The 7,837-nt window shown below is 37.2% G+C and carries 6 protein-coding genes and 1 pseudogene; all 7 read left to right on the top strand.

Annotated features, from left to right (window positions below; translation table 11 throughout):
- Positions 1 to 56: 56 nt before the first annotated feature.
- Positions 57 to 1,052, top strand: a pseudogene (gene mnmE, locus SD31_RS07025) (tRNA uridine-5-carboxymethylaminomethyl(34) synthesis GTPase MnmE); the annotation flags it as partial.
- 308 nt (positions 1,053 to 1,360) lie between these two features.
- Entirely contained in the window at positions 1,361 to 3,106 is a 1,746-nt protein-coding gene (locus tag SD31_RS07030; protein ID WP_039053612.1) for a DUF262 domain-containing protein, read from the top strand.
- A gap of 519 nt (positions 3,107 to 3,625) precedes the next feature.
- On the top strand, positions 3,626 to 4,222 hold the full coding sequence (locus SD31_RS07035; protein ID WP_039053613.1) for a restriction endonuclease subunit S: 597 nt from the start codon (positions 3,626 to 3,628) through the stop codon (positions 4,220 to 4,222).
- A complete protein-coding gene (locus SD31_RS07040; RefSeq protein WP_039053614.1) occupies positions 4,212 to 5,735 on the top strand; it encodes a type I restriction-modification system subunit M in 1,524 nt (507 codons plus the stop codon). The genes SD31_RS07035 and SD31_RS07040 overlap by 11 nt, the downstream gene beginning before the upstream one ends.
- Positions 5,736 to 5,938: 203 nt before the next feature.
- Positions 5,939 to 6,319, top strand: a complete 381-nt coding sequence (locus SD31_RS07045; RefSeq protein WP_039053615.1) for a GxxExxY protein — start codon at positions 5,939 to 5,941, stop codon at positions 6,317 to 6,319.
- 212 nt (positions 6,320 to 6,531) lie between these two features.
- A complete protein-coding gene (locus tag SD31_RS07050; RefSeq protein WP_052258746.1) occupies positions 6,532 to 6,804 on the top strand; it encodes a hypothetical protein in 273 nt (90 codons plus the stop codon).
- A gap of 44 nt (positions 6,805 to 6,848) precedes the next feature.
- The gene (locus SD31_RS07055; RefSeq protein WP_052258747.1) at positions 6,849 to 7,631 is read left to right on the top strand and encodes a restriction endonuclease subunit S; all 783 of its coding nucleotides are present in this window, start codon (positions 6,849 to 6,851) and stop codon (positions 7,629 to 7,631) included.
- Positions 7,632 to 7,837: the final 206 nt, after the last annotated feature.

Here is a 7,837-nt window from a genome sequence, read left to right on the forward strand (position 1 = left end):
CGATCGGTCGCCGGGACGGAGTTATCGACGCTGAGGAGCTTTTCTGAACGGTATGTATGGATCTCTCGCAGGCAGAAGCTGTGGCAGACCTTATTGCTTCCAACTCGGCCGCCTCCCACCAGGTTGCCATGCAGCAGATGCGGGGAGGATTCTCCAACCAACTGAAGAAGCTGCGTGAAGATTTGGTACACTTTGCGTCGCTCATAGAGCTGGAACTGGATTTTTCGGAAGAAGATGTGGAGTTTGCCAACCGCGACCAGCTCAAGGCGCTCATCATGCAGATTCATGCGGTAGTACTGAAACTTATCCAGTCTTTCGAGCAGGGTAATGTGCTGAAAAATGGTGTTCCTGTAGTCATTGCGGGTAAGCCTAATGTGGGTAAGTCCACCTTGCTGAATGCTCTGCTAAATGAGGAACGCGCCATAGTGTCTGACATTGCAGGTACGACACGTGATACCATAGAAGATGAAATCAACATCAAGGGAATTACCTTCCGCTTTATAGATACAGCGGGTATCCGGGAGACCGAGGATATTATCGAAGCCAAAGGGGTAGAGCGTACGCTAGAAAAGATGAAGCAGGCTCGTCTTATCATCTACCTATTCGACCCTACGCAGGACGATATTGATGCGGTACAAAAGCAGATTGAGGAGATTCGTACGTTGAACATTCCTTTTGTTACGATTATCAACAAGTCGGATTTGCTGACAGAAGAGGCACGTCAACCTTATGCGGCTCTGCAGCCACTATACATCTCAGCGAAGGAGCAGCAAGGTATTGAAGAGCTCAAAGATGAACTGCTCAAACAGGTGAACCTGGCAAATATCAATACCGATGATGTGGTGGTGACTAATATCCGCCATGTGGAGGCCTTGCAACGCACTTCCGAAGCCTTGGAAAAGGTGCTGTATGGCATAGATAACCCCGTGACATCGGACTTCCTAGCGATGGATATACGTCAGGCATTGCATCACCTAGGGGAGATTACCGGCACCGTAACTACGGACGACCTGCTTGATAATATCTTTTCTAAATTCTGCATCGGAAAGTAATTGTATAAAACATCAAAATACAAACCCCTGATAATATTTAGTTTTCAGGGGTTTTTGTTTGTGTTTGGGGTATTGAATAAACTGTTTTTCCGCGCTTGTTATTTATTTTTCCTCGATAATTTTTTTATTTGAGTTTTATTAAACGGTATTTGTTAATTTCTTATTTTAGACTGACAGTCTTATCTCCCAAAAGAAATATAATGGTCAATAGATAGTTATATGGAAGAGATAGTAGAAAATCAATTTTTATTGAGAATCCTAAAAAGTTAAAATAAAATACTATATTTTTTGCCTTATCAAGTTTTAATATGTCCACACTATTTAAAGATGTAAAATATAATCTCAATACTTTAATTCAGAATATTGATTTAGGAACAATTGGATTACCTGATATCCAGCGTCCTTTTGTTTGGAAAGACACTAAGGTTAGAGATCTTTTTGATAGTTTATATAGAGGGTATCCGGTGGGATACTTTTTGTTTTGGGAAAATGCCAACATTGAAGGAGTAAAAGGAATTGGTACAGATAAGAAACAAAAGTACCCCAGCCTTTTAATTGTAGATGGACAACAGCGCTTAACTTCTTTATATGCAATTTTGAAAGGACAAGAGGTAGTTCGGGAAAACTATGTGAAGACAAAAATTGTAATAGCCTTTAATCCTTTGGAAGAAAAATTTGAAGTTCCTGATGCTGCCATACGTAAAAATCCAAGATTTTATCAGAATATCTCGGATCTATGGCAGCCAAATATTAATATCTTCAAGGTGATTATAGACTTCATTTCCAATTTAAAAAAACATATTGAGGTATCGGATGAGTTGGAAATGAAAATTCAAGAGGCATTTATGCGATTGAAGAATTTGGAGAATTATCCATTTTCAGTTTTGGAATTGTCGCATGAGATTAACGAAGAGCAAGTAGCGGATGTTTTTGTAAGAATTAACTCAGAAGGAAAAGCTTTAAACCAAGCGGACTTTATTTTGACACTTATGAGTGTGTTTTGGGACGAGGGTAGAACCAATTTGGAGAACTTTTGTCGAGACGCTCGAACTCCTTCTACTACACAGGCTACACCTTTTAATTATATTATTGTACCAAAGCCTGAACAAATGCTCAGGGTTGCAGTTGGTTTGGCATTTAGAAGAGCTAGACTTCAATATATTTACAGTATATTACGAGGAAAGGATTTAGAAACAGGTATATTTAGTGAAGAAAGAAGGACACTTCAGTTTGAAAAATTGAAAGACGCTCAAGCTCAAGCTTTGGATATCCAACATTGGCATGAGTTTCTCAAAGCATTAAAGCAGGCCGGTTATAATAATGAAAGCTATATTTCTTCAAACAACAATATTTTATATTCCTATGTCTTCTTTTTGCTAGGTAGGATTGATTATAAAGTCGATTTATTTAATTTGAAGAAACTCATTGCAAAATGGTTTTTTATGTGTGCCATAACAGGTCGATATACCAGTTCGCCGGAAACTTCCATGGAAATGGACTTAGCAAAATTTCGTACGGTGAAATCGGCTGAGGATTTTGTAAATGCGATGAATTCTATAATAGATTCTCAATTAACTTCTGATTTTTGGGAGGTTACTCTTCCAATGGATTTGGCTACTTCGTCCTTTCGTTCTCCCTCATTATTTGCTTATTATGCAGCTTTAAATATTCACAATGCTTTAGGTTTATTTTCCAAACTTCAAGTAAAAGATTTATTGGAAGCAGGCTTGCGCGCTAATAAATCTCCTTTGGAAAGGCATCATCTTTTTCCTAAAGCTTGGTTGACGCGAAATGGAATTACCGAGAAGAGAGATATCAATCAGATTGCTAATTTTGCTTTAGTAGAATGGAGTGATAACATTGCGATTAACGATAAAGAACCAAGAGTATATTTACCCATTTATGAGCAAAGATTTAGTAAAGAAGAATTTCTTAATATGAGATATTGGCACGCTCTTCCTGAAAATTGGCAAGAAATGAATTATCAGGAATTTCTTTTGGAAAGAAGAAAGTTAATAGCTCAGGTTGTGAAAGACGCATATTACAAATTGTGATATTTTAAGAAATAGAAATTATCTTGGTTGAATATAGAGAAGATTTCTACTTATACCTTGTCAAGGCATCACTTGACAAGGTTTTTGTTTTTTAAAAGAGAATTTCCAATAGCTTATAGTGAATCTTAAAAAACTCCACTTCACAGATTTCCCTTTTTAATGGAAAATGTATCGACGATTTCCTTCTTGATAATTCTTTCTTTACCATCTTTCAATTTGATTTATTTATCGCTTTTACAACATCCCTAATCCAAGTAGGAATACAGATAACCTTTTTGTCTGACTTCCTCCAAGATTTGTTGTGTACGTTTGTTTATCAGCTCTCGCAAAAACTCTTAAGCCTTCAAAGTAGCGCTAAATACAAAAAATTATTGATAGGAATATATTATTTGTTCGTACGGTTTCCCGTAATTATATGCTATAAAATACTCTTAATTTTGCATTCAATATTTTTTTAGTAATACAATTACTATAAAAATAAATTTTGAAATTTATTGTGATTTAATTATATTTGATCCTATGAATTGGGTCAGAAAACTAGAAGAAATTGTCGCGATAAGATCGGGAATGGTTGTGGCCAAGACTTCGAACAAAGATGAAAGTCTATTGCCGGATGCTTTCGTGCGCATGATAGGAACATCGGATTTTGATGAGGGTTTGAATTTGAGAAAAGATTTGGAGCCGAATGTCTTGTACAAGGATAGCATCAGTCGAAATTTTTTACAGAGCAACGAAATCCTTTTTAACGCAAAGGGAAACCGCTTTTTTGCTTATTTGTTTCAAAATGAATACGAAAATGCTATTGCCAGTGCTGTTTTTTTAATTTTGACTGTTGTAGAAAAGGGTATTTTGCCAGAATATTTGGTCTGGTATCTAAATCATCCCGAAACATTAAAGATTTTTGAAAGCAAAAAAACATCTCAGTCAGTTCCGGCCATTACCAAACAAGAGTTAAGTCAGCTTGAAGTGTCAATACCGGATTTGGAAACTCAAAAGAAGATAGTAGAATTAGATATATTAAAGAAAAAGAAAATACATATACAACGTAAATTAATCACCTTGGAAGAAGCATACATCAATGCATTAACTTTTAAAACTATCAGAAATGGCAAATAAAATCACTCAGAAAGACATTAACAATACCGTTTGGAAAGCTTGTGATACGTTTCGTGGCACCATCGACCCCTCACAGTACAAAGACTATATCCTGACCATGCTTTTCTTGAAATATGTAACGGATGTTTACAACGAAAAGAAGGAAGAATATATCAAAAAATACAATGGCAACGAAGAGCGTGTCAAGAGAGCTTTGTCTCGTGAGCGTTTTATAGTACCGGATGAATCCAATTTCTTCTACTTGTACGAGCACCGCAACAATCCCAAGATTGGAGAAATGATTAACCATGCTTTGGCAGAATTGGAGGAAGCCAATCGTGAAAAGCTGGGCGGGCAGGACGGTTCCAATATCTTTAGAAACATCGATTTCAACTCCTCGAATTTGGGCGATGAAAAAGGTAAAGTAGCACGTTTACGTAATCTTTTGAATGATTTTTATCCACTGAAGTTGTCTTCTGATAATTTGGAGAACAATGACGTGATAGGCGGTGCTTATGAATTTTTGATTGCCAATTTTGCTTCCGATTCGGGTAAAAAAGCCGGAGAGTTCTTTACGCCTGCAGAGGTTTCTACTTTATTGGCCAAGCTGACCAAGTCCAAACCGGGTTCTCGTATCTATGACCCTACTTGTGGTTCTGGTTCTTTATTGATTAAAGCCGGACGTGAAGTGGGAGATAATAATTTCTCCTTGTATGGGCAGGAAGCCAATGGCAGCACTTGGGCTTTGGCGGTGATGAACATGTATTTGCACGGCTACGACAGTGCGGTGATTCGTTGGGGAGATACCTTGCGCAATCCTAAGCACAAAGAAGGCGATAGCTTGATGCTATTTGATACCGTGGTAGCCAATCCTCCTTTTTCTTTGGACAAATGGGGTGCAGAAGAGTTAGGTTCGGATACGTATAACCGTTTTCATAGAGGGTTACCTCCCAAATCCAAAGGCGACTGGGCATTTATTTCTCATATAATTGAGTCTTTGAATGCTTCGGGTAAAGCGGGTGTTGTCGTGCCTCACGGCGTATTGTTTAGAGGTGCTTCTGAAGGTAAAATCCGTCAGCAGGTATTGGAGGAAGATTTGTTTGAAGCGGTGATAGGATTGCCGGCAAATTTATTCTTTGGTACGGGCATCCCGGCGGCTATTATCATTTTCAACAAGCAAAAGGTAAACAAAGGCAAAGTATTGTTTATCGATGCGAGCAAAGATTTTGTTCCGGGGAAAAACCAAAACATACTTGGTCCTGAGCACATAAAGCACATCGTAGATGTCTTTACGCAATTCCATGATGAAGAGATGAATGCCGGTGTGGTGGAAGACAAGTTTGCCTATATCGCGGATATGGCTGAAATCCGTGAAAACGATTACAACCTGAACATCCCCCGCTACGTGGATACCTTTGAAGAAGAACCAGAGGTGGACATCAAAGCCGTACAAACAGAGATAAGCAATCTTAAACAGCAGTTGGCAGAGGTAGAAGCGAAGATGGAAGTGTATCTGAAGGAGCTGGGTGTCTGAATCACAGATTTAAAAGATTAATGGATAGCACATATTTTTTAAAATCGAATAACAAACCGTGCAATCAGAAAAAAAATGAAACATAAAAGAGAACCTTCAGGGCTAAGTTGGATACAATTTTCGGCATATTAAATAAATAACAATCCGTGTAATCCGTGTAATCAATAAAATCCGTGATTCAGACAATTAAACACTAAAGAGTTATGGACGCTGAACTAAAATATAAGGACATAACAGAAAAAGTTATAGGTGCTGCATTTGAAGTGCATAAATTTCTTGGGAACGGTTTTCAGGAAGTAATCTATCAAAGAGCCCTAGCGTATGAGATGTTTAAGGCTGGTTTGGCATTTGAGAGAGAAAAAGAACAAGAAATATATTATAAGGACCTTGACGAACCTATAGGAACGCGACGGGCAGATTTTATAGTGGAAGGAAAAGTTTTAGTAGAGTTGAAAGCAATTGTACAGCTAGAAGACGTCCATTTAGCTCAAGTATTGAATTATTTGAAAGCATATAAGCTGGAAGTTGGACTGCTTATCAACTTCGGAAGCAAAAGTTTAACCTTCAAAAGGCTAGTATTATAAATAATTATCGTCTGAATCACAGATTAAACAGATTAATGGATTGCACATATTTTTTAAAATTGAACAACAAACCGTGCAATCAGAAAAAAATGAAACATAAAAGAGAACCTTCAGGGCTAAGTTGGATACAATTTTCGGCATATTAAATAAATAACAATCCGTGAAATCCGTGTAATCAACAAAATCCGTGATTCAGACAAAAAAGTATTACCATGCAGGAATCTCAAATCATATTATACACAACCCCCAAGGGTGATGTCAAAGTGGAGATCCGCTTTGAAGATGAAACCTTCTGGCTCACGCAAAAGAAAATTGCGGAACTATTTGATGTAGAAGTCAATACTGTTAACTACCATTTAAAAGAGATTTTCAAATCCGGAGAACTGGAAGAAAGTTCAACTATTCGAAAAATTCGAATAGTTCAACAAGAAGGTAACCGACAAGTCAGCAGGGAGTTAGACTTCTGTAATATTTACTACGGTTAATATGATTATGATATTTGAGTATATAAAAATATTAAATTAAAACCATGAGCACCACAACACCACATACACAAACTGCCTACAAAGACACGCCCATCGGAAAAATCCCTGCCGATTGGGAGGTGAAGAGATTGGGGGAAATAGTTTCATTTTTGGATGAAAACAGGAGACCGATTAAAGAAACTGAAAGGAGTAAAATGAAAGGGCCATATCCATATTATGGTGCCTCAGGGATAATTGATTATGTTAATGATTATTTGTTTGATGACGAGCTTATATTGTTGGGTGAAGATGGTGCAAATATATTAAGTCGAGCAACTCCACTTGCTTTCATGGTTGAAGGCAAAGTTTGGGTAAATAATCACGCACATGTTTTGAAAACTCGTGATGGATATGATAGAAAATTTGTGACAGAATATCTCGAAAGTATAAAATATGATAAATACAACACAGGAACAGCTCAGCCTAAATTAAATAAAGAAGTATGCTTGTCAATACCAATTGTAGTTCCACCTCTTTCCGAGCAGAAGCGCATTGCCGAAGTGCTCAGCACTTGGGACCAAGCCATCCAACTTACCGAACAACTCATCCGCCAAAAAGAACAACGCAAAAAATGGCTGATGCAAAACCTCCTCACCGGAAAAATGAGATTGAAAGGGTTTAGTGGGGAGTCTCAATTTAGAGTGTTAGGAAAATTTATTACTGAAGTGTCTGATAGAAATAAAAATGGTGAAATCAAAAATGTATTATCAGTAACGAATTCTAAGGGCTTTATTAATCAAGCAGAGCAATTTGAGAGAGAAGTTGCAAGTGCGGATGTATCTAACTAATAAAATTATACAGAAAAGGTACTAATTTGCAATACAATCCGTCTCGTGATAAATGTTGGTTCATTAGATCATAATTAAGTAAATTTGTAATTATTGGATTGATTAAATTTCTTTTGAATCGGTTTCAAAAACCACATACATAGGACTTAGAATACAATATCAATTTCTTATAGTCTATGAACCAACATTTACACGAGACGGATTGT

Source organism: Sphingobacterium sp. T2 (assembly GCF_000814685.1).
GTDB lineage: Bacteria > Bacteroidota > Bacteroidia > Sphingobacteriales > Sphingobacteriaceae > Sphingobacterium > Sphingobacterium thermophilum.